The 23135-nt window shown below is 55.0% G+C and carries 18 protein-coding genes; 8 read left to right on the plus strand and 10 right to left on the minus strand.

The annotated features are described in order from the left end of the window. Positions 1–121: 121 nt before the first annotated feature. Positions 122–2212 carry a 5'-nucleotidase C-terminal domain-containing protein gene (locus QWT68_RS12500; protein ID WP_290148568.1) on the plus strand — a complete coding sequence of 697 codons (2091 nt, stop codon included), beginning with the start codon at positions 122–124 and terminating at the stop codon, positions 2210–2212. 723 nt (positions 2213–2935) lie between these two features. On the opposite strand, the gene QWT68_RS12505 is transcribed toward QWT68_RS12500, so the two are convergent. Further along, positions 2936–3877, minus strand: a complete 942-nt coding sequence (locus QWT68_RS12505) for an ABC transporter permease (protein WP_290148569.1) — start codon at positions 3875–3877, stop codon at positions 2936–2938. Beyond that, positions 3855–4778 carry an ABC transporter ATP-binding protein gene (locus QWT68_RS12510; RefSeq protein ID WP_290148570.1) on the minus strand — a complete coding sequence of 308 codons (924 nt, stop codon included), beginning with the start codon at positions 4776–4778 and terminating at the stop codon, positions 3855–3857. The genes QWT68_RS12505 and QWT68_RS12510 overlap by 23 nt, the downstream gene beginning before the upstream one ends. 194 nt (positions 4779–4972) lie before the next feature. Between QWT68_RS12510 and QWT68_RS12515 the strand changes: the two genes are divergently transcribed. Beyond that, the gene (locus QWT68_RS12515) at positions 4973–6013 is read left to right on the plus strand and encodes an LLM class flavin-dependent oxidoreductase (RefSeq protein ID WP_040285356.1); all 1041 of its coding nucleotides are present in this window, start codon (positions 4973–4975) and stop codon (positions 6011–6013) included. 44 nt (positions 6014–6057) lie between these two features. Here QWT68_RS12515 and QWT68_RS12520 read toward each other — a convergent pair whose 3' ends face one another. After that, positions 6058–6303, minus strand: coding sequence for a hypothetical protein (locus QWT68_RS12520; protein WP_040285357.1), 246 nt, complete (start codon positions 6301–6303; stop codon positions 6058–6060). A gap of 218 nt (positions 6304–6521) precedes the next feature. Between QWT68_RS12520 and dacB the strand changes: the two genes are divergently transcribed. Continuing rightward, the gene (gene dacB / locus QWT68_RS12525) at positions 6522–8045 is read left to right on the plus strand and encodes a D-alanyl-D-alanine carboxypeptidase/D-alanyl-D-alanine endopeptidase (RefSeq protein WP_290148571.1); all 1524 of its coding nucleotides are present in this window, start codon (positions 6522–6524) and stop codon (positions 8043–8045) included. Between the two features lie 43 nt (positions 8046–8088). Here the strand turns inward: dacB and QWT68_RS12530 are convergent, their stop codons facing one another. The 5 genes from QWT68_RS12530 to QWT68_RS12550 form a co-directional block, all read right to left on the minus strand. After that, positions 8089–8427 carry a hypothetical protein gene (locus tag QWT68_RS12530; protein WP_290148572.1) on the minus strand — a complete coding sequence of 113 codons (339 nt, stop codon included), beginning with the start codon at positions 8425–8427 and terminating at the stop codon, positions 8089–8091. A gap of 102 nt (positions 8428–8529) precedes the next feature. Beyond that, the gene (locus tag QWT68_RS12535) at positions 8530–9660 is read right to left on the minus strand and encodes a glycerate kinase (RefSeq protein ID WP_290148573.1); all 1131 of its coding nucleotides are present in this window, start codon (positions 9658–9660) and stop codon (positions 8530–8532) included. Positions 9661–9676: 16 nt separating this feature from the next. Next, positions 9677–10435 carry a peptidoglycan editing factor PgeF gene (gene pgeF, locus QWT68_RS12540; RefSeq protein WP_040285359.1) on the minus strand — a complete coding sequence of 253 codons (759 nt, stop codon included), beginning with the start codon at positions 10433–10435 and terminating at the stop codon, positions 9677–9679. 111 nt (positions 10436–10546) lie between these two features. Next, entirely contained in the window at positions 10547–12973 is a 2427-nt protein-coding gene (locus QWT68_RS12545; RefSeq protein ID WP_290148574.1) for a molybdopterin-dependent oxidoreductase, read from the minus strand. Between the two features lie 13 nt (positions 12974–12986). Next, positions 12987–13415: a hypothetical protein gene (locus QWT68_RS12550; RefSeq protein ID WP_290148575.1), complete on the minus strand. Its 429-nt coding sequence runs from the start codon at positions 13413–13415 to the stop codon at positions 12987–12989. Positions 13416–13664: 249 nt separating this feature from the next. Between QWT68_RS12550 and QWT68_RS12555 the strand changes: the two genes are divergently transcribed. From QWT68_RS12555 to QWT68_RS12565, 3 genes are all read left to right on the plus strand, one after another. Then, positions 13665–14918: a dicarboxylate/amino acid:cation symporter gene (locus QWT68_RS12555; RefSeq protein ID WP_290148576.1), complete on the plus strand. Its 1254-nt coding sequence runs from the start codon at positions 13665–13667 to the stop codon at positions 14916–14918. A 215-nt stretch (positions 14919–15133) separates the two neighbouring features. Then, positions 15134–16363: a CynX/NimT family MFS transporter gene (locus QWT68_RS12560; RefSeq protein WP_290148577.1), complete on the plus strand. Its 1230-nt coding sequence runs from the start codon at positions 15134–15136 to the stop codon at positions 16361–16363. A gap of 84 nt (positions 16364–16447) precedes the next feature. Continuing rightward, positions 16448–17686: a Zn-dependent hydrolase gene (locus tag QWT68_RS12565; RefSeq protein ID WP_040285364.1), complete on the plus strand. Its 1239-nt coding sequence runs from the start codon at positions 16448–16450 to the stop codon at positions 17684–17686. 63 nt (positions 17687–17749) lie between these two features. On the opposite strand, the gene allD is transcribed toward QWT68_RS12565, so the two are convergent. Further along, positions 17750–18799: an ureidoglycolate dehydrogenase gene (gene allD / locus QWT68_RS12570; RefSeq protein ID WP_040285365.1), complete on the minus strand. Its 1050-nt coding sequence runs from the start codon at positions 18797–18799 to the stop codon at positions 17750–17752. Between the two features lie 36 nt (positions 18800–18835). Beyond that, the gene (locus tag QWT68_RS12575) at positions 18836–19711 is read right to left on the minus strand and encodes an alpha/beta hydrolase (RefSeq protein WP_040285366.1); all 876 of its coding nucleotides are present in this window, start codon (positions 19709–19711) and stop codon (positions 18836–18838) included. Between the two features lie 309 nt (positions 19712–20020). Between QWT68_RS12575 and fdrA the strand changes: the two genes are divergently transcribed. After that, positions 20021–21769 carry an acyl-CoA synthetase FdrA gene (gene fdrA, locus QWT68_RS12580; protein ID WP_290148578.1) on the plus strand — a complete coding sequence of 583 codons (1749 nt, stop codon included), beginning with the start codon at positions 20021–20023 and terminating at the stop codon, positions 21767–21769. A 101-nt stretch (positions 21770–21870) separates the two neighbouring features. After that, positions 21871–23133: a YlbE family protein gene (locus tag QWT68_RS12585; protein WP_040285368.1), complete on the plus strand. Its 1263-nt coding sequence runs from the start codon at positions 21871–21873 to the stop codon at positions 23131–23133. Positions 23134–23135: the final 2 nt, after the last annotated feature.

The raw sequence follows: 23135 nt of genomic DNA on the forward strand, positions 1-23135 counted from the left end.
CTGATTTTGGTATGGTTGTCAATAGGACTGCTGTCCAGCTGCCTGTCTTACTTTTATATGTAAGGGCTTACGTGCAGCAATGGACAAACTGTCACCAATTCATAGGGAATGAGGAGAGGGAATGAAGAAAAAAGTTCTTGCGGCGCTGGCTGCTCCTGTAGCGGCACTGACATTGTTCGGAGCGGGACAGGCACAGGCCAACACCAATTTCGACAAGGTCGTCAAGGATCCTGCCGAATTGATGCGGGATCAGGGAATCCTGCTCGGACTGCCGAATGGCGATTTGAAAGTGAACGATGCCCTGCAGCGCGTGGAACTGCTGATGATGCTCGACCGTGCGGGGAAACTGGACGGGAAGAAAGCGAAACTGACCTTCACGGACGTCCCGGGGAAATATCAAGACGTCGTCTCGAAGGCTGTGCAAGCCAAATTGGTGAGCGGTTTCAGCAAACAGTCGTTCAAACCGAACGATTCCCTTACAAAAGGGCAGTTCGCAATTATTTTTACATTAAGTGAAACGGGAGGCAAAGTGCCGTCCGTCGATTTATCCATCCTGAATAACTATACAGACGCTTCCAAAATACCGGCATACCTGAAGCCGTATATTGCGTACGCAATACTCGGCGGGGCGTTCGATGTGGAGTACGGCAAGCCGTTCGATTACAGCCAGGAGATCACCCGTCAGGAAGCATCCAAAGCATTCAAACCGGTCGTCTTCGATGTCATCGACTTCCTCACGACGAATGACATCCATGGCAATATCGAGTTCGACGAAAAGTTCCAGAACGGCGGAATGGCGATCATCGGCGGTCTGGTCAATGCATTCCGTTCGGTGAACCCTGACGGCACAGTAGTTGTTGACGGCGGGGACATCTTCCAAGGAACCCTCATCTCCAACTCGTTTGAAGGTGCATCGACGTTCGATACGATGAATGCTATCCAATATGATGCGGCAGCCATCGGCAATCATGAATTCGACTGGGGGGTCGATGTGCTCAAAGATCGGATTGCCCAGGCGAAATTCCCGGTGATGGGTGCAAACATTTACGATGAAAAGACAAACAAGCGCGTCGATTGGGCGGAGCCGTATACGATGGTGGAAAAAGGCGGATATAAAATCGGCATCATCGGGTTCGCCACGCCTCTGACACCTGCAACCACACTGGCAACCCATGTAGAGGGGCTGTCCTTCCCGACGCCTGCACCGATTGCAAAGGAACTTGCAGCAGAGCTCCGGGAACAGGGCGCGGATTTCGTTATCGTGACATCCCACCTGCCGGGTGAGCATGCAAAGGATTCGGATGAAATCATCGGTGAATTGACAGACCTTGCAATGGCTTCAAAAGGCAGCCTGGATGCCATTGTAGGCGGCCACTCCCATAAGCGCGTCTCTGGCCATGTCAACAACATCCCGGTAGTGGAAGCACAGAGTTACACGGCGGCAATGGGCCACATCCAGTTGTTCGTGGACAAAAAGACGAAACAGGTCTATTCATCGGAATCAGGTATCCTGGAAACGAAGTTGGGACTGACCAAAGAGGACCAGCAGGTGGCGGACATTGTCTCGGGCTATCAGGACCAAGTGAAAGAGATTGCAGCAGAAGTCGTCAGCACGACAAAAGGTGACCTGTCCCGAACGCCGACCGAAGGCAGATACGGTGTCAGCATGCTCGGCAACATGATCAGCGATGCTATGCTGAAAAAGTCGCAAACCCAAGTTGCCTTCCAGAATATCGGCGGTATCCGGGCAGCGATCGAAAGCGGTGACATCACGTACGGTGATGTGTTCAGCGTCATTCCGTTCGACAACTACAATGTCGTCTCCGAAATGACACCACAGCAGATCAAAGCCATCCTGGAAGGACCGCTGAAAGACGGATCCAACTTCCTGACCATCCAGTATGGAGGGTTGAAAGTCGAGTTTGACGCAGACCGGCCGCATGGTGACCGGATTCTCTCCATCGCACTGAATGACGGTACATCCCTTTATAAGGATGGTAAGTTCGCGGATATGAAAGTGTCCGTAGCGACCAATAATTTCCTTGCAACAGGTGAAGGTGATGGTTTCGACACATTCGGAGAAGTGGAGTGGACCTCAACACCGGACTTCCAGCGTGAATTGTTCGCAGATTATCTGCGCGGCATGAAAGCAGCCGGACAGACGATCGATGCAGCAGAAGTGCTGGATGATCGTCTGGTGAAAACGAAATAAGAGTACTTTAAAACCAGCAAGCGGCACAGCGCCGTTTGCTGGTTTTGCTTTGTTTTAAACAGATGGGATTATTTACTTGAGTAAGCAAGTTGTTGACTTGCTTCCTTCATGTGCGGAAACCGGGATTTATGATCACTTTCGTGAGTTTATGAACGGAATCAGGGATTTATGATCACTTTTCCAGGTTTATGGGCAAAACTCGGAATTTATGATCACTATCATAACAGAAAGCCCCAAATAGGAAGAAAACAAAAAAACCAGCGCTCGCCGCAGTGAACTCTTCTGCTGGATGCCGGTTTCGTTAACGCCAGTGTCTTCCCGTAATGGGATTGTGCTTGTTTATGATAGTTCCTAGTCATCAGAGTCATTATAGGGTGGGGTACATATCGATTTTCAAAAGGCTGAGGGCACTTTGGATCAGGTTAATGTCAGTGAGGATATCAGGCTTCAATTGGGCGGGCGCAAGTTGAAATTCTTTGTTGAGGTGATGTAACTCACGGATCATCACATAATTTTCGCACTCTGTCTGCATAATCTGTCCCTCCTCTTATGCCATTTTACCCCGCAAAATGAAGCTATAAACAATAAATGCTCATTAGCTTTAAAGTTTTGTTACAAATGTTACAAAGTTGGGTCTTGCTGAGATGGAGTGAGAAAAGATGTTGGAGACCGTTTCCACAGCATTAAAATAACCGTCTGCAGAAACATGCAGACGGTTGCCGGTCAGGCTGTGATGTCCCGTTTTGTGAAAACTCCGTAGCTGATGATCAGGAAAATGACCCAATATACAGCCAGGACGGCAAGTGAAAACGGCAGTGTAATGTCATCATGCAGCCGGAAATTCGACTCATAGATCGTCAAATCCATATGTGTGAACAGCAGGTACTTCACAATCTCGAATCGGCTCAGCAGAGAGACGACGATGTTGCCGGTGAAATAGATGAACAGCGACAAGCCGATCGCCATGCCGCTCGAGCGGAAGACACTGCCGATCATGAACGCGAAGGACGCCGTGATGACCACGTTGCCGAACGACAGCAGCAGGACGTAGAGGCCATGGCTCCAGACGGATACTTCAACGACCTTCCCTCCCGAAACGGCAAGCGCCTGGCCGCCGCCGGCCGGGAAGAAGATGAACGCGCAGAGGATTGTCGTCGCGAAACCAATGATCATCAGCAGGACGCCGAACAGCAGGACGGCTGCGTACTTGGACGTCAGGATCTTCCATCGCTTGACCGGTCGGGTCAGCAGCATTTTGATCGTCCCTTGGGAAAACTCCGAAGCGACGATGCCGGCTGCGACGATGACTGTCAAAAGCAGGGCGATGCTGCCCACGGACGGATCATAGATCATCCCTTCCCGGCTGATATCCCCGATAGGCGGGACATTGTTGGCCAGCCGGTATTCGTTCATCATCACCCGCTCTTCGGTCATCCGTTTGCTCTCGCCCTTCAGCAAGTCAGCATCGAGAGAACTCTTATCTTGGGTAAGTTCGGCTTGGGCGGCGGTTCTCCAATCAGGAGTTCCATCGTCAGCGGTCAGCGTTTCGGTCCATTTGACGAGACCGACCATACCGATGACGAGAATGACGACCAGGCCTGCCATAACCCAAGTGCCTTTCTTCGCCCATAGCTTCATCCACTCATTCTGAAGAAGTTTCAGCAATCTGCCCGCCCCCTGTCATCTCTAGGAATTGGTCTTCCAGTGTCTTGCGGTGCGGCTGGACGGTGAAAACATCGAGCCCTTCCGTGGTGAGCGTCTGGACGATCGCGGGGATCTGGGCCTTTTCTGCCTGGATGATGAATCCATCCTGCAGCGGCTCTGCAGGGAAACCAGCGGTCTCCAGGAGCTGGGCCGTCTTTCCGGCAGGCATCGCTTCTATGTAGACATGCGATTCGTTCGTCTCCCGGACGTCCCGGATATCTACGAGTTTCCCGTTCTGGATGACGGCAATCCGGTCGCACATCAGCTCGATCTCGGACAGCATATGGCTCGAGACAAACACCGAAACGCCTTCCGTTTCCGCAATCCGGCGCAAGTAGGTCCGGAACTCCCGGATGCCGGCCGGGTCGAGTCCGTTGGTCGGTTCGTCCAGGATCAGGAACTTCGGCCGGTGCAGCAACGCTTGCGCCAGACCGAGCCGCTGCCGCATACCGAGGGAATAGGTGCCGACTTTTTCATGGATGCGGTTCTGCATCCCGACCTGCTGAACGATTTCCTCGATGCGCTCTTTGGTGACCCCTTTGTGCATCCGTGCGAAATGCAGCAGGTTTTTATAACCGGACATGAACTTATACATCTCCGGATTTTCCACGATGACACCGACTTTGGACAGGGCTTCTTCAAAACCGGCGGACAGGGTCTGGCCGTCGATGACCACCTCACCGCCGCTTTTTTTCATCAGCCCGACCATCATCCGGATCGTGGTTGTCTTCCCGGCCCCATTCGGTCCGAGAAACCCGGTGATCTGCCCCGGGTACAGCAGCAGACTGACATCATCGATGATCTTCTTGCCGCGGATGGACTTCGATAAATTCTTCAGCTCCACAATCGGAGTCTGTTCCATGATGTATGCCTCCTTTGAATGGTTCTGGATTTCATCCCTGTCTGAGTATACGGACCACTACCCGAAACGTTCCGGTTTTTATGAGAAAGGAATGTGTCGAAGGCAGTCCGTACAAAAATGGAGCGTCTGACACGCCATTCAGCCGCCTGAAGGATTACAATAGGGACAACAAACAAGCACGAGGGGGAGCAGGAATGGAAATTGGAGTGAGTACGTTCGTCGAAACGACACCGGATCCGGCGACGGGAGAGACAAAAAGCCACGCGGAGCGTCTGCGGGAAGTAGTGGAAGAAATTGTGCTTGCAGATCGAGTGGGTCTCGATGTGTTCGGTGTAGGTGAGCATCACCGGAAAGATTATGCATCCTCATCGCCGGCAGTCCTGCTCGCAGCGGCTGCCCCGCAGACGTTCTCCATCCGGCTGACGAGTGCGGTATCCGTCCTGTCGTCCGCCGATCCGGTCCGGGTATTCCAGGAATTCGCCACGCTGGACGGCATCTCGAACGGCCGGGCGGAAATCATGGCGGGCCGGGGGTCGTTCATCGAATCGTTTCCGCTGTTCGGACAGGATCTGGCCGATTATGACGAGCTGTTCGATGAAAAACTGGATTTGCTGCTGAAAGTGAGGGATCACGAAGTCGTCAACTGGCAGGGGACACACCGGCCGTCGATTGACGGGCGCGGTGTGTATCCGCGGCCCGTCCAGGACCCGCTGCCCATCTGGATCGGCAGCGGCGGCAATCCTGACTCCGTCCGGCGCGCTGGCGAGCTCGGTCTGCCGCTCGTGCTCGCTATCATTGGCGGGGAGCCGTCCCGGTTCGAGCCGCTGGTCCGCCTGTATAAGCGGACAGCGGCTGCGGCAGGCCATGACGTCAGTAAGCTGCAGATCGCTGTCCACTCGCACGGATTTGTCGGGGAAACAACCAGGGCGGCGGCAGACGCGTTCTTCCCGTCGACCCAGTATGCCATGAACGTCCTCGGGCGGGAGCGCGGCTGGGGACCCTATACACGGGAAACGTTCGACGAGGCCCGCAGTCTGGAAGGCGCCCTGTACGTCGGTGATGCCGAGTATGTCGCAAAGAAGATCATCAAGCTGGAGAAGGACCTTGGCATCACACGTTTCTTCCTTCACGTGCCGGTCGGCTCCATGCCGCATGACGAGGTGATGAGCGCCATCCGCCTGCTCGGAGCGGAAGTTGCGCCGCGTGTGCGGGAGGCTGTACAAAAAAGAAGATGAATTGCAAAAAGGACACAGACGGAATCTGCCGTCTGTGTCCTTTCTTATGAGAATACGAATCTCTGCAGCAACAGCAGCACCACGATCAACCCGGAATACCGGATGAATGCTTGCCGGCTGAACTGGCGTGTGAAAATGGAAAATACGAACAGATAGCCGACCTGCATGACTGAAACGATCCACTCCGGGACATGCAGCCAGGACCCGATTCCCGCCACCAGCAAGATGATGACAAGATGCACACCGTCATAAGGCGTATTCACCGTTTCGTCCTGTGTCCGCTCTCGCATAGGAACCGCTCCTTTCCGCCTGCCGGACTCTGCATAGCCGTTCGAATACAGGGCCGGTCAGATGCATAGCGTAATCTATCCACGGACCTCCTATAGGACAGGCGGCCTAGTGTGAGAGGTTACAACAAATTTATCAATTCCGATTATTCATTATTATAACATCATTCTATCCCGAATTCTTGGTATACTGGAGAAAAGTTGAAAGGTTGTGCTGTTGAATGGTATCCAAACATTTCCTGAAAAAAGCTTTTCTCGCAGTTGCGATTGCGGGCGTCGCTGTCCTGCCGATTGCCTATGAGCATACAGTGCCTGTTCTCACAGCCTCGGCGGCATTCATCGCCCCGCCTGCAAGCGCTCACATTTCGTTATCGAAAAAGCTGGATATCCTGCTGGCGGATCCGAAACTGAAGAGCGGCATCACCGGCGTCAGTGTCCGGAATGCCGATACGGGAGATACCCTTTATTCCAATATGGCGGACATCCGTCTTCGCCCCGCGTCCAATATGAAATTACTGACAGGAGCAGCCGCGCTGGACGTCCTCGGTTCCGATTACACATACGAGACGGAAATTTTGACAACAGGAAAACAGAAAGGACCCGTCCTGAAGGGGGACCTCTATTTGAAAGGGAAAGGGGACCCCACCTTGCTGGAACGTGACCTGCAAGGGTTTGCGAAACAGCTAAAACAGCAGGGGATCCGCAAAGTGCAGGGTGATCTGTACGCGGACGACACGTGGTACGACGATGACCGTTATTCCCAGGACCTGAACTGGTCGGACGAATTCAATTACGTCGGTGCGCAAGTATCTGCGCTCAATCTGTCACCGAACGAAGACTATGATACAGGCACCGTCATCGTGGAAGTAAAACCGGGAGCCGCAGCCGGTGACAAGCCGTCTGTGACGCTGACACCCGCAACAGAAACCTCAGTAATTGTAAACGAAGCGAAGACAGTGGCAGCGGACGGGAAGAAGTCCATTTCCATCCACCGCGAACACGGAACGAACCGGATTATCGTCGAGGGAGCCATTCCTGCAGGCGCGTCCCCCTCCCGTTCGTGGACTGCGGTCTGGGAACCTTCCGAGATGACGCTCGATGTATTCGGAAATGCCCTGAAAGTGGAAGGCATCCAAGTCCTCGGCAAGAAAGGGCTGCAGCGTGCGGCCGCTCCTGGGTCGGCCAAAGTGCTCGCTTCCAAGGAGTCGATGCCGCTGAGCGAAATCTTCATCCCGTTCATGAAGCTGAGCAACAACGGCCATGCAGAGATGCTCGTCAAGGAGATGGGGCGCACTGTAAAGGGGGAGGGCAGCTGGAACGCTGGTCTTGCCGTCATGGGAGATACGCTGGAACGGCTCGGTATCCCGAAAAACACGGTCGTACTGCGCGATGGGTCGGGTATGTCACACAAAAACCTCGTGTCCTCCGAAACATTGACGGCGCTGCTGATCCGGGCCCAGCAGGAGCCGTGGTATCCGGCGTACCGCGAATCGCTGCCGCTCGCAGGGGAAGCGGATCGGATGGTCGGCGGGACGCTCCGCAACCGGCTGAAAGGGGAGGCGACGAAAGGAACAGTCGCTGCAAAGACCGGATCGATCACCGGCGTTTCCACACTGTCCGGCTATGCCGAGACGACCAAGGGAACTCCCGTCGTCTTCTCGATCATGATCAATAACTACATCACCGGGCCGGTCACACCGATCGAAGATGCGATTGTGACGGCGATTGCGGAATCAGACTTATAAGCAAAGAAAGCAGGCAGCCCTTTAGGAGAGCTGTCTGCTTTCTTCATTCTGCCTGCTTCATCTTCGTTTCCAAATCGAACAGCCGGACTTTAATGGAGCTGATATCCGCGTCAATCTCTTTTCTATCGGCCAGACGCTGGGCCGTCTGATGCTCGAATTGACCGCCGATCCCTTCCAGTGTCCGATCGACTTTATCGAACCGCCTGTCCATTTCCGTCCGCAAGTCATTGAGCCCCGTCTTCAAACTGACAACGTCTTCCTTCAATCCACTGACGTCTTCTTTCAGCCCGCCGACGTCTTCTTTCAATCCGCCGATATCTTTCTTCACGTCCCGCATATCCGCTGAGAGATCCAGCAGCAATTGCATAATCTTCTCTTCCATCATGCAAGCCCCTCCGATCCGTTGTTAGGAACAGTATACCGCAGACAGTTGGACTTGTCCAGCGGAAAGGGAACGTATGTTTCACTTTTGGTCAGGGTAATTTCACCCATCAACCCGTTCTTTCAGGATCCTGTATGCCGTCTGCTGCAGCAGATACTCTGCGTCCGCCATCGCCTGCAAGCGTGTCACGTGCGGAGTGACGAGACTGTGCAGGGATGAAAAACGGGCCTGAAGCAGAGGGATGGCCTGTTCGTCGATCATTCCCGAGAGCAATACGGCAGGGACTCCGTACTCGTCTGCGATCCTCGCGATGCCGTCCGGCGCTTTCCCGGCAAGCGTCTGCTGGTCCGACCGGCCTTCGCCGGTGATGACCAGGTCGGCATCCTGCAAATGGTGCCGGAAAAGGAGCGCTTCCAGGACAAGGTCGATCCCCGGCTGGAACTCGGCAGGGAAGAAAGCGGCGAACGCCGCACCCGTCCCGCCGGCAGCCCCTGTGTGAGGCGTCAGGCTGAGATCCTGGCCGGTCGCCCGCTCAATTACCTGTAAAAACTGCGTGAGCCCGGTTTCCAGCCGTACAACATCTTCCCGACCTGCGCCTTTCTGAGGAGCAAATACGGCGGCTGCGCCTCCCGGTCCGATCAGCGGATTCGTCACATCGCAGGCGATCCGGAACGTACAGGCTGCGATGCGCGGATCGAACGATTCCATCCGTATCTCCTGCAGCTGTGCCAGTGCTGCCCCGCCGCGGGGAAGTTCTTCTCCGCGGCTGTCGAGCAGCTGCATGCCGAGCGCCTGCAGGAGTCCGGCCCCTCCATCTGTCGTCGCACTGCCGCCGAGACCGATCAGGAAGTTGCGGTGACCTTCGTCGAGCGCATGCCGCAGCAGCTGCCCCATGCCATAAGTGGATGCGGTCAGCGGCGCGTATTCATCAGACAATAGGCGCATCAGCCCCGAACTCTCCGCCAGCTCGATAACACAGGCCGTTTCGCTTCCGAGTACGCCGTACCGTGCGGAAACCATCCTGCCGATGGGATCTTCGGCCATTATGCTGACCGTATGGCCGCCTGTCGCATTCACAAGGTTCTCCATCGTTCCTTCACCGCCGTCTGCTGCAGGCAGAAGGACACAGTCAGCACCCGGAACCGCCTGCTGCACACCGGCAGCAATCGCGGCAGCTGCGTCGCCTGCCGTCAGGCTTCCTTTGAACGAATCCGGTGCAATGAGGATTTTCATAGAATCCCTCCTCAGGTCACCGCAGGACGACAAACGCCAGATGGCGCCCGGCCTGTTTGTTCTCGCGGTATGAGAAACCATCCCCGCTCTTGAAGGTGCAGGTGGGATCGACTGTAATATTTTCGGTAATTATGCCTGCACGTTCGCATTGCGTTTTCACGGTCTGCTTATTGTCGATATGGAATTTGCCGGTTTCCTCGTTGTATTGAATGAACGGTCCGGCGTATCCGAGTGCCCGGAACCGGTCGCAGACGTCCTGATCCACCTGGAATTTCTCCTGGCTCAGCGCAGGGCCGATATGGACAATGAAGTCTTCAGGCCGGCAGCCTTCCTCTGTCTCCAGGTGGCGCAGCAGTTTCGGCGTGATCTCCTTCACCGTCCCCTGCCAGCCGGAATGGACGACCGCTGCGACGCCTGCCGGTTCATTGACGAGCAGGACCGGTACGCAGTCTGCCATGAAGCCCGCGAGCAGGAGGCCCGGTTCCGTTGTATACAGCGCATCCGTATCCGGGATGGCATCCGTCAGGCTGAGCGCGCCGCGGCCGATATCTTTCTTCGTCACCTTATGAAAGTTCGCACTGTGTGTCTGATTGGCGCAGGTCAGGTCCTGTGCCTGGAATCCAAGAACGGCTGCAAGTGCTGCCCGGTTCCCGAGTACTGCGTCCGGATCCTTACATGCATGCAGCGCCATATTGTTCTCTTCAGGGGCTGAAGGGTCCCGCAATGTGACTCCGCCTAACCATGTTTGATCGTTTCCGATTATCTTCATTTTCATTATCATCACCTGCCTTAACTATACGGAAAAACTGCCGGTTCCGATAGATGGAGAATCGCCCATTGCGGATCAGCCGGAAAAGACCGCCGGGTGGGCGGTCTTCGCAAGGTCCTACATTTTGTTGCGGTACGGCAGATAAGGCTGGATCGGTGTGTTGATGACCGATGCAGGGACTTCCAGGGAGATGCCCATCTGGATCTCATAAGGGGTTTCGATATGATTGGCTCTCCTCAGGTCATCTGCTGTAATGCCATAATTCGCGGCAATCGACTCCAGTGTGTCGCCTTCCTTCACTTCGTGATTCTTCCGGATCTTGTCCACCCGGCAGGCCGCCTGCTTGAACAGCGGCTGCTTCGAAAGAGGATCGACAAGATCGATCGTCAGTGCGTTGGCCGCTTCTTTCTTATCCAGATTCCCGAAATGGAATGGAACGAAGACAAGTCCCGGCTGAACGGCCGTGCCGACGCGGGCAGGCACTTCGATCTCTCCGCGCGGTGAGGACACACGGACGACTTCACCTTCTGCGATCCCCATATCCGCTGCATCTTTTTCATTGATTTCCACATAGCCGTGCTGCGCAGCCATATGAAGGAGCGGGGACCGCCCGGTTTTCGTCCGGGTATGCCAGTGCCAGACGAGACGTCCTGTCGTGAGCCATGTCGGGTACTCATCATTCGGCTGCTCGTATGGCGGTACGTACGGAGTCGGCTGGAGGATCGCGCGTCCGTTTGCACCGATTTCCGTATAGTCCTCTTTTGAGAGCGCACGGCCCGTCAGCTGGTCCTTGCTGAATGTCTGCGCATCGTCAGGCGTCGTATGGAACTTGAAATCCGTATAGAGACGCGGTGTTCCATTCGAATTTTCATCAGGCACGGGCCAGCGGAGTCCGTTTTCCTTCTCGAGTCGTTCATACGTGATGCCGGACATATCACAGGGACGTCCTTTTGACACCCGCTTGAACTCTTCAAAGCAGGCTTCAGGCGTGCTGTACTGGATCAGCGGCTGCCCGTCTCTGTCCCTGAAGTCCATCCGTTTTGCAAAATCGAGCAGGATCTCGAAGTCACTTTTGATGCCTTCCGGCGGCTCGATGGCTTTCCTCAGTATATTGATGGTCCGGTCGGCGTTTTCCATCGTCCCTTCCTTTTCACCCCATAGGGCAGCGGGCAGGATGACGTCCGCGACAGAAGAGGTCTCCGTCAGGAACGGATCCTGGACGATGACAAATGTGCTCTCCAGCGCTTTGCGGGCGCGCTCGCGGTTCGGCAGCGACACCATCGGGTTGGTCCCGATGTTCCAGAAGACGCCGACCTTCTCTTTTTCGATCAATGAAATGATGTCTTCGATCGCTTTTTCCGGTCCTGCCGGCAATGTGGATTCGTCCACGTTCCAAAGCTCGGCCATCTCTTTCAGATGGACCGGGTTGGTCGGATTGCGGTGGGCAGGATAGGTACCGACACCCCCGGCCGTCCGGTTGGCGGAAGAACTCGGCTGTCCGGCCATGTGCAGCGGGCCTGACCCCGGCTTGCCGATGAGCCCGCGGACAAGGTGCAGGTTATTGACCGCCACACAGGCCGTCGTTGCATTGCTGCTCTGGTATGCCCCCTGCAGTGTCGTCGTGACGAGGGAATCACATGTCCCGAGCACGTCCGCGAGTTTCCGGAGTTTTTCAAGAGGCAGTCCGGTCAGTTCAGCTGCATGCTCGAGCGTCCAATCTCCGATTGATTCCTTCATCTTGTCGAAACCGACCGTATGGCTGTCGATGAACGCCTGATCCAGCTTGCCGTTCTGAAGGATTTCGTTCAGCACGCCGTTGAGCAGCGGCAGGTTCGATCCCGGCTTGAGCGGGATGTGCAGATCGGCTTCCTTCGCGGACAGTGTCTCGCGCGGATCCACGACAATCAGATACGGCTTGCCGGTCCGCTGCTTCCTGTCCATCACACGCTCGAAAAAGACCGTGCCGGTTTCGGCCGGGTTATGGCCGAACAGCATGAGGACGTCGGTTTCGTCGACATCATCGAACGAGGCCGGCGTGCCGTCAGCGCCGAATGACTGGAGCAGGCAGAACTCCGTCGTCGCTGTGCAGAGCCGTGTATTCGCATCGAGCAGGTGGGTGCGGAGACCGGCACGCCCGACTTTCGCGGTCGTATAGTAGTCTTCCAGGAATCCCTGTCCCGTCGAGTAGAAACTGATACTGTTCGGCCCGAGTTTCTCCATCGATTCTTTCGATTTCTTCACGATCAGTTCCATCGCTTCATCCCACGATGCTTTCACCAGCTGCCCGTCCTGATTGCGGATCATCGGGGACATCAGCCGGTCGGGCGCCTGGTTGGCCTGCCATTGATTCTCGCCTTTCGGTCCGAGTCGTCCGCGGTTTGTCGGGTGGTCTCCGTTTCCTTTGATACCTACAATCTGATCGTCTTTGACGGCAACATAGCAACCGCAGCCGACAGAGCAGATATTGCATGTACTATAGACCCACTTGTCAGGGTCTCCCTGGCTGTAGACATTCTGGTCGATTCGTTCTTCCTGCCAAGACATGACGTTCGCCTCCTTATTGTGTTACGGGTAAGTAGAATGTGGGGATGACATATTTGACGGATTGGGTTCCATACTCGGATGCGAGCTGCTGAGCCGCTTCCAGAAGATGGTGATGCATGTTCTCCATCAGACGGCTGAGGTCTTTTTCGATTTCCCGTGACGGGTCGGGCATCCAGCCGATTGCGCGCTTCCACGACTCATAGAACGGCATGGAGACTTCGTTTGCATGATACACGTGTGTGCAGGGATTTTTGAAGGAAGACAGCTGCGGCTGTTCCGTCGCTTCGAATTCCGGCAATAGGTCACGGAGAGCGGATTGCTGATCCTGCAGGGACTGCTTCAGCAGAATCAGGAGCGGGTGATCATACGTGCCGATCTGTTCGACTGCCTGTTTGTTCTCATCCAAGATTTCGTTAAACAGCTGGTTCACCTGATTGGACAAAGGGAGTCCTCCTTTCAAATCATTGTTCTAGTTAGTAGGAGTACCACAAACCGCTGCCTATGAAACAGTTATTCTTACAATATTCTGGAAATTAGACCGGCAGCAGAGTAACAGGGCGTCAAACAGGGAAGTATGGAAAACAGGCAATGAAATTGACAGGGTGACTGCGCTGTATTATTGTAGAAAAGTATATTTCCTACTAAATATATAGGGATTGAATAAATAACTGATAAAGGAGATGCCTGCATTTTGAAAAGACTATGGAATCGGTATGCATCCGCATCTTTGATCCTCAAGATTACTATCGCACTTATTCTCGGTGTGGCCGCCGGACTGCTGATGGGAGAGCAGGCGGCGGTCTTTGCCCCGCTTGGTGATCTGCTGATACGTCTTCTGACATTCCTGATCATTCCGCTGATCCTGTTCACGCTGATTGTCGGTGTCAACCAGACGACCATCGGAAATCTGGGGAGGATGGGCGGAAAGGTATTCATCTATTACACACTCAGCTCGGCGGCTGCCATCATGGTCGGTCTTGCCGTTGCTTCATTATTCCAGCCCGGCCAGGGAATGTCGCTCGGTGGAAACGAAACATTCGACGTGCCGGACAACCCGGGCATCGTAAGCGTCCTGCTGAATATTGTACCGTCGAATATCGCCAGCGCCTTCACGGAGATGAATCTGCTCGGCATCATCTTCACGGCGCTGACATTCGGAATCGCCATTTCGGTACTGCGGAGTTCCTCAAAGATGAACGAGCTCGGTGATCACCTGCTGAAAACAGTCACAGCACTGAATGAGGCGGCATTGATCATCCTGAAAGGGATCCTCCAGTACGTACCGGTCGGTGTGTTCGCGATCATGGCGAAGACGGTCGGCAGCCAGGGAGTCCATACGCTTGTGGAGCTCGGCGGGATGATCGGCGTATTGTACGCGGCGCTGCTGGCGCAGATCGTCTTGTATACAGTTGCCATGCTGCTGTTCAAAATCAATCCTCTGACATTCTTCAAACATGCGAGGACACCCATCGTCACGGCATTCGTCACGCAGAGCAGTGCAGGGACGCTTCCGCTGTCACTGAAAGCTGCAAAAGACCTGAAGCTGCCGCGCAGTCTGTACGGGTTCAGCCTCCCGCTCGGCGCGACAATCAACATGGATGGGGCTGCCATCCGGATTGCCGTGTCCGCTGTCTTCGCAGCGAATATCGCCAATACGCCGCTATCACTCACTGATATGCTGATGGTTGTCCTGGTCGGAACGCTGGCATCCATCGGCACAGCGGGCGTGCCAGGAGCAGGGATCGTCATGATCGCCACTGTCTTCGTTCAGCTCGGACTGCCGGTGGAAGCAGTGGCACTGCTGACGTCGATCGATGCGCTGATCGGTATGGGAGCGACCGCCCTCAATGTCACCGGCGACCTCGTCGGTACCGCGCTGATCAGCAAGACGGAAGAACATAAAGGACACATAAAAGACGAGGGGGAAGGGGAGTGGCAAGCTTGATTTGCCCTTCTGGAGAAGCCGGCTGCCGACAGATAGCTTGTCAGCAGCCGGCTTTTCACTTTGGCTAAAAACATGGAAAATCCAATGAATCTCCTGCAGCCCTTGACTTCACATAATATATGGCAGAAAATTGTACGGAAACATAGACTGTTGAAACTGCAGTCGATACACCAGACAGTGTGCCGGTTGTTTATAATTTGAAGGAGGACCGATCCATGAGAAAAACAGAGATCCAGCGTCCCTCTTCTGCAAAACGGACACTGCTGCTGATTGCCATCATCATCATCGGGTTCAACCTGCGGCCGGCGATAACGTCCGTCGGTCCGCTGCTCGGCACCATCCGGGATGAGCTCGGACTGTCGAATTGGAGTGCAGGCCTTATCACGAGTCTTCCGCTCATCGCTTTCGCTGCGATGTCGACAGTTGCCGCACGGCTTGGCAACCGTTTCGGCAACATGCGGATGATTCTGACAGGACTCATCCTGTTGACTGTCGGAATCATCATCCGTTCGGTCGCCTACACGCCGCTTCTCTTCATCGGCACGGCTATGATCGGACTCGGCATTGCACTGATGAATGTACTGCTTCCTGCGTTCATCAAAGAGAAGTTCCCCGGCAAAGTCGGCCGGACGACGAGTATCTACTCCACGGCCATGTGCATATTTGCCGCTGCCGCTTCAGGTGTCTCCATACCGCTTGCATCAGGTGCGGGGCTCGGCTGGGAGCTGTCACTCGGTTCCTGGGTACTCCTGTCCGCTGCCGGTGCCGTGCTGTGGATCGTTGTCATGAGACGGGAAGACCCCGTACCGGAAGATGAAATGAAAGTCTTTGTCGCCCGGAAGCAGAAAGGGCTGTTCGGTTCCATGCTCGCCTGGCAGGTGACCCTGTTCATGGGACTGCAGTCATTCGGATTCTATACACTCGTCTCCTGGCTGCCGCAGATCCTGACCGACTACGGTTTTACTCCGTCCGCGGCCGGCTGGGTGCTGTCCATCGCACAGATGGTCAGCATCCCCTCCACATTCATCGCTCCGCTCCTCGCGGAGAAATTCAGCCATCAGTCCGGAATTGCGGGCGCTGCAGGTCTCATGTATGCACTCGGATATGGCGGCCTGCTGCTCGGCGGCTCGCATGCATTCCTTATCGTATCGAGCATGCTGATCGGACTTGCATCCGGTGCAACGATCAGCCTGTCCCTTGCGTTTCTCGGCATGCGGGCACGTGACGGCAGGCAGGCAGGCCAGCTGTCCGGCATGGCGCAGTCGATCGGCTATCTGCTGGCGGCCACAGGCCCGATTGCCATTGGACTGATTTATGACATGACCGGCAGCTGGACGATTCCTCTTGCCGTGCTGACAGGTATGTGTCTCCTGTTGACCGCCTCCGGAATCGGCGCAGGCCGCAACAAGTTTGTCGGGGAGCCGCAGCCGGAAGAATCGGTTTGACAATTAGAGGAATCGGACAGCGGCAGCTCAGTACGGGAACTACAGGGACTTCGAAAGGCCATACCAATCAGCGGGAGAGGGGAAATGACGATGAATCTGGAACGGCTCCGACAGTCATTTGAAGCACTGGCAGCATTCACGGACAACGGGGAGGGCATCAATCGGCTCGCGTATACGGAGACGGAACGCAAGGCACGCGGCTATATGATCGAACAGTTCGAGCAGGCGGGCATGACTGTCCGTACCGATTATGCGGGGAATGTGATCGCCCGGCGAAACGGCCGGAATGAGGAGCTGCCGGTGGTGGCGACGGGTTCGCATATCGATTCCGTCTATGCAGCAGGTGCCTATGACGGCACCGCAGGCGTCCTGGCTGCACTCGAAGTGATGCGCTCCCTTGCAGATGACGGCACGGAGACGGAGCATCCGATCGAAGTGATCATTTTCGCCTGCGAGGAATCCGCCCGTTTCGGCGTCTCGACCCTTGGCAGCAAAGCGATGTCCGGCCGGCTCGATCCGGCGTACACCCGCTCGCTGACGGACAAGGACGGCATCACGCTGATGCAGGCATTCGCAGAGAATGGCCTCGATCTCGAGGAGGTTCATCTTGCGAAACGGTTCCGGGATGAGTTCAAGGCATTCGTTGAACTCCACATCGAGCAGGGACCTGTTCTTGAACGGCGGGAGACGGCGGTCGGTGTCGTCTCGGCCATCGCAGCCCCCGTCCGGTTCCATGTCCATGTGGGCGGAACGGCGGATCACTCGGGGACGACCCCGATGGATTACCGGCATGATGCGCTGCTCGGCGGCGCAGAGATCGCGCTTGCAGTCGAGAAGGCAGCACTTGCCGAGCTGCGGTATGGCACCGTCGGCACAGTGGGGGTGTTCTCGATCGAACCGGGTGCCATGAACGTTGTGCCGAGTGCCGCTGAGCTCGATGTCGATATCCGCGGAACGGAACCGGCATCTCGTCAGCGGGTGGCGGATGCGCTGCAGGAGGCTGCTGACGCGGCTGCCGCCAAGCGGGGTCTCGACGTATGGATCGACGAAATCTCGAATGAAAGTCCGGTCGAGATGGATGAAGGACTCGTTGCAGAGCTGAAAGACGTCTGTCGGGAACATGGCGTGACCTGGCTCGAAATGCCGAGCGGCGCGGGTCACGATGCCATGAACATGGCCCGTTTCTGTCCGACCTGCATGATCTTTGTTCCCTCAAAAGATGGGCTGAGCCATAACCCTGCAGAATTCACCGCAATGGAACAGCTGCTGACTGGAGCTGAAGTGCTGCGGGACATGCTGCTGAGACAGGCGGTCGTCATTTGACCGTGATCCGGAATCTGACGACCCCATAACAAAAGCGGACCGCACTGTCGCGGTCCGCTTTTGTTATTTGGCGAAAGGATCTTTATGATCATACTGATTGTTGTGCACGGTGTCACTCCGCAGATAGTCGAGAATATCATCGACGATCTCGATTCCGTTCTTCATCGATGCCTGTTCCTGGAGCGTCGTATTCTGTCCCGGGTACAGGACTTGGTCGAAGCCCGGCGCAGGCTTCACCTCGTTCAGTTCCTTCATCATCCCGGAAATGTGTTCCCGGAACAGTTCAGCACTTGTGAACGCACCGGGATCGATGACGATGTGCAGCTGACCGAGTTCGCGGCCGGCTGTCAGATCATGGTACATCGATGAAACGTGTTTGCCGAACGGCAGGCCGAGCAGGACACCCGAGAGGATATCGACCATCATCATCAGCCCGTAGCCTTTCGGGCCGGCGATCGGCAGAAGTCCCGTCACCTTGAACGGATCGGTCGTCGGCACGCCGTCCTTGTCCACCGCCCACGTATCGGGGATCGATTCTTTTTTCGACCGGGCATGCAGGATCTTGCCCCATGCCTGGACGCTCGTCGCCATATCGAAGATGATTTTGTCATCCCCTACTCCCGGCGCTGCGAAGCCGATCGGATTTGTTCCGAAATACGGTTCCGCGCCGCCGAACGGCACGACCATCGGATCGGATTGGCAGAGTGAGATGCCGATCATCCCGGCCTCCGCTGCCTGCTGGACGAAGTATGACATCGCGCCGCTGTGACTCATGCGCCGGATGCCGACGATCGCTGTTCCATTCTCGCGCGCCATTTCGATTGCATGTTCCATCGCTTCCTTCGCGGCAACGTGACCGGCGCCGTTATCCGCATCCAGGACAGCCGTCCCCGGTCCGGTTTTGGCGAAGTTGAATTTCGGATCTGCCGTGATGCCGCCTTTGGCGATCCGTTCCGCGTAATATTCCGTCCGCATGGCGCCGTGTGAGTGGATGCCCCGTGCATCGGCATGTGCCAGCACATCCGCCACAACTTCCGCATGGTCTTTCTGCAGGCCTGCTTTTTCCAGTTTCCGTGCGATCAGTTCCCGAATCTCCTCATAGCTCACAATCATGTTCCATACTCCTTCTGGCAGCAGCTGCCGGGTAGTTTACGACATGGCAAAGCGGTCTTTTAAAAAGCGGATCGTCTCATTGACAGCATGGACAGAGTCCGGATCATCCATATTCGCATCAAAATTGTGTTCGCCGCCTGAAATGGTGAGCAGCTCGTTCGGCACACCTGCTCCGTCCAGTTTTCCTTTCATGGCGACAGACTCTTCGTACGGCACGTCTTCATCCGCATCTCCATGGATGAGCAGTGTCGGCGGATAGGATGCATCCGCCAGCAGCACCGGCGCGAATTGCTGCAGCTGCACGGTGTCCGCCGCAAGTTCCGGACCTGCCACCCAGTCGAGCCACGTTCCGTTCTGCCGGCAGTACAGGTAGATGGCGTACCGCTGCTGGATCGGTGCCGCGGAAATCGGCGCGGGCTTCACAAGCTGCTTCGCGAGCATTTCCGGAACGGCCGGCATGCTCGTGAAATGCGGACTCGGATTGCGGTACCAATCACCCGTCACCTGTCCATATCCGTAAAACGAAACGATTGCATCCGGCTTGACGCTGAATGTACCGGAAAGCAAAGCTAGGTAGCCGCCTGCCGAACTGCCCGTGACAGCGATACGGCCCGTGTCGAAGCCGAACTGCCGGGGCGCTTTGGTCTTCAGCCACTCCAGAAGGCTTTTGATATCATCACGGATGCCCGGCAGCGGTGTCTCCGGCGCAAGCCGGTAATCGACGGAGAAGACATGGAAGCCGGCCTCCGTGTACCGTTCGATCTGCTGCTTGTGCATATCATCCTTCGTTCCCCAGATCAGGCCGCCGCCGTGGATGAAGACAAGCAGCGGGGCGTGTGGTTCCCGGGTGCGGTGGAGGACACCTTCGATCCTGTTCTCTTCTGTCTGCTTATACACGAATGTCTCTGCCATGATGCATCCCCTTCTCTGGATCTCTATACTTCTCCGCTGCATGGAAATTTCCTTCTTCACAGCGTCTGCTGATGGTGATTCACCTACCATGGTACGTCACAAATCGCGCAGAATACAGCATTCGCCTTCATCTTTTACGTTTTTGTAATGTTCGGCTCCCGGATTTTATTCGTCTGCAATGCTGTATGCCCTACAATGGATATGGATAAAATAAAACCAGCCTTCGTACAGTTTTGCCATGGGTTTTTAGGGAATCAAATGGTAGCGTAGGTACGCTGATTTTAAAAATTTACTACAGGGGTGATTTTTGTGCTTCATACGATTATCAAGAAGAACTCGTACCAAGACTCCATCAACCTGATGCTGCTCACGAACTCAGTGTCAACGATGGAAGGTCTCAACAAAGTGCAAATCATGATGGCGACACCGGCGAACAAGGATATCTTCAAAGATGCCGGTCTCCATACAGACGAACTCGAAGCGGCTGAATCGAACGACATGGCAATCGTCATGGATACAGAAGATGACAGCATGGTCGACAAAGTGCTCGAGAAAGTGGACCAGTACTTGAAAGACCAGTCCATCAGCAACAAGAAACAAGGATTTGAAACAGTCCGTACATGGGACAAAGCAGTCGACGCATTGCCGAATGCAAACGTTGCGATGATCTCCGTGCCCGGCCAATATGCAGCAGACGAAGCGGACAAGGCATTGGACCGCGGTCTTCACGTGTTCATGTTCAGTGATAACGTATCTGTCGAAGACGAACTGCGCCTGAAGAAGAAAGCACACGAAAAAGGATTGCTCGTCATGGGGCCTGACTGCGGTACAGGCATTCTTGACGGTGTTCCGTTTGCATTCGCGAACGTTGTCAGCAAAGGGCGTATCGGTCTTGTCGGTGCATCCGGCACAGGGATCCAGGAAGTCTCCACAATCATCGACCGCCTCGGCGAAGGCGTCAGCCACGCAATCGGTACAGGCGGCCGTGACCTGAAGGATCCGATCGGTGCAATCACGATGATGGATGGAATCCGTGCGCTTGAAAACCACAGCCAGACAGAAATCATCACAATCATCTCGAAGCCGCCTGCAGAGCACGTGCGCAACGAAGTCATGGAACTTCTGCAGAGCCTTTCGAAGCCTGTTGTCGCTGTCTTCCTCGGTGAAAAGCCGGAAGAGTATGTCGGCAATGTCTACCAGGCGTACACACTTGCTGAAACAGCGCACATCGCTGTCGACCTTGCACGCGGCAACGACGTGAAGCCGGACTATAACTCAGGCGACTTCACTGTGGAGAACAAAAACCTGAAAGAAGGCCAGAAAACACTGAAAGGCCTCTATTCAGGCGGTACGCTCGCATCCGAAGCAGCTGTCCTCATCTCGGATGCACTCGGACTCGGCACGCACATCAAGAACGAAGAAGGCTATGTGCTGAAGCATGAAGGCCACGAAATCGTCGACCTTGGAGACGATAAGTATACACAAGGAAAGCCGCACCCGATGATCGATCCGGAAACACGTTCGAAATTCATCGAAGAAGCCGGCGCTGACAAATCGACAGCAGTCATCCTGCTCGACTTCGTCCTTGGGTACGGATCTCACGACGATATGGCAAGCGCATTGCTTCCTTCCATCAAAAAGGCAGTATCTTCCGCTAAAGAAGACGGCCGCACACTTCACGTCGTTGCAACTGTCTGCGGTACGAAGAACGATCCGCAAAGCTATGACGGTCACGTGAAAGAATTGAGAAAAGCGGGTGTCATCGTCAAGGAAACGAACAACGAAGCAGTCCGCACGGCTCTTAACATTGTCGGCCTGAGCGTGGAAGACAATGAGAAGAAACATGTCGAAGGCGGAAAGTCGGACAAGAAGTTCGATCTGTCCGTATCCGAAGAGCTGACAAACCTCGTAACAGAGCGTCCGCGTGTCATCAACGTCGGTCTGAAAGGCTTCACAGAAGCGCTGGAAGACACAGGCACACAGTTCGTCCAGTATGACTGGCGTCCGGTTGCCGGCGGCAATGCGCGCATGGCGAAGATCCTTAGCTTGCTTAAATAATTTCAGCGTGGTGAATTTGTGAGGTCCTGATCCGGTTCGGACTGGACCTCTTCCATGCAGGCGGCAGCGTCTGTAAATACGATGAATGAGGTGGAACGGTTATGAATTATAAGTCAATGGATGAAGCGAACAAAGCAGTTATTGACAAGATCACAGGATCAGCACCTTTCCTGGTGGACGTAGTTCCAGCAAAAGAGAAGATCAAAGAACTGAATGACGGAAAAGTCCTTTTGCATGCAGGCCCGCCGATCAAGTGGGACGATATGACAGGTCCGATGCAGGGATCATGTATCGGTGCATCCATCTATGAAGGATGGGCTTCTTCAGAGGAGGAAGCGGAAAAGCAGCTGGCTGCAGGTGAAGTGAAATTCATCCCTTGCCATCATGTGAATGCAGTCGGACCGATGGGTGGCATCACGTCTGCGAACATGCCGGTCTTTGTCGTCGAGAACCGTACAGACGGCAACGAAGCGTACTGCATCATGAACGAAGGAATCGGGAAAGTGCTCCGTTTCGGCGCAAACTCGAAAGAAGTTATCGACCGCCTGAAGTGGATGCAGGACATCCTCGGTCCTACCATTGCAAAAGCGCTGAAACTGACGGAAGACGGATTAAACCTCAACGTCATCATTGCGAAGGCGATTACAATGGGCGATGAGTTCCACCAGCGTAACATTGCAGCGTCCCTCATCTTCCTGAAAGAGATCAGCCCGTACATCGTACAGCTCGATATGGATGAGAAAGACCGCAAAGACGTCATCCAGTTCCTCGCGGATACAGACCAGTTCTTCCTGAACATCGCGATGGCGACAGGAAAAGCGGTCATGGATGCTGCCCGTCAGATCCAGGATGGTACAGTTGTCACTGCAATGTGCCGGAACGGTAAAGACTTCGGTATCCGGATCAGCGGAATGGGTGACGAATGGTTCACAGCACCTGTCAACACGCCGCAAGGTTTGTTCTTCACAGGCTTCTCACAGGAAGATGCGAATCCGGATATCGGTGACAGTGCCATCACGGAAACATTCGGTGTCGGCGGTATGGCTATGATCGCAGCACCAGGTGTTACTCGTTTCGTCGGTGCAGGCGGATTTGACGATGCGCTTGCAACAAGCAACGAAATGACGGAAATCTGTATTTCCCAAAACAGTAACTTCACAATCCCAACGTGGGACTTCCAGGGTGCATGCCTCGGAATTGACGCTCGTAAAGTCGTTGAAACCGGCATCGAGCCGATCATCAACACAGGGATTGCAAACAAAAAAGCAGGAATGGGACAAGTCGGCGCAGGTACAGTGCGTGCACCGAAAGAATGCTTCGAAAAAGCATTGGAAGCCTACGCAGTCAAACTCGGCTTGATCTGATG

This window comes from Sporosarcina trichiuri (assembly GCF_030406775.1).
Lineage (GTDB): Bacteria > Bacillota > Bacilli > Bacillales_A > Planococcaceae > Sporosarcina > Sporosarcina trichiuri.